Annotated in this window: 1 protein-coding gene; it reads right to left on the bottom strand. The window is 52.9% G+C overall.

Annotated features, from left to right (window positions below; translation table 11 throughout):
- Window positions 1-28: 28 nt before the first annotated feature.
- Window positions 29-314: pyridoxamine 5'-phosphate oxidase family protein (locus B2R17_RS01215; RefSeq protein WP_286762517.1), on the bottom strand; the 286-nt coding region annotated here is incomplete at its 5' end.

Below are 314 nucleotides of genomic sequence, written 5' to 3'. Positions count from 1 at the left end.
CTCTCGTTGTGATTGTTTGAATCTAGCTTCAAAGCGAAACGGTAGCGTTGATGTTTTTGTCGGTTTCGGCTCGTTCGCCCTGAACATAAGCCTTGCCCGCACGCAGCAGATAGTTGATGCCGGTGAAGCCACTGTTGTCCCAGTACTCACCGCGTTCCGGTTCAACCCGCAGCAAGGTAATGTTGGGATCGTTTTTGCCTTCTGGGAACCAGACCTTCCAGGCTTCCTTCCACAGTTCGTCCAGCTTGGCCCGATCGTCGGTGACTCGGCATTTGCCGGACAACGTCACAAACTTGTTTGAACCTTGCATCGTC

This window comes from Rhodopirellula sp. UBA1907, from assembly GCF_002337565.1.
Lineage (GTDB): Bacteria > Planctomycetota > Planctomycetia > Pirellulales > Pirellulaceae > Rhodopirellula > Rhodopirellula europaea.
This window is presented reverse-complemented; position numbering and strand designations above follow the sequence as displayed.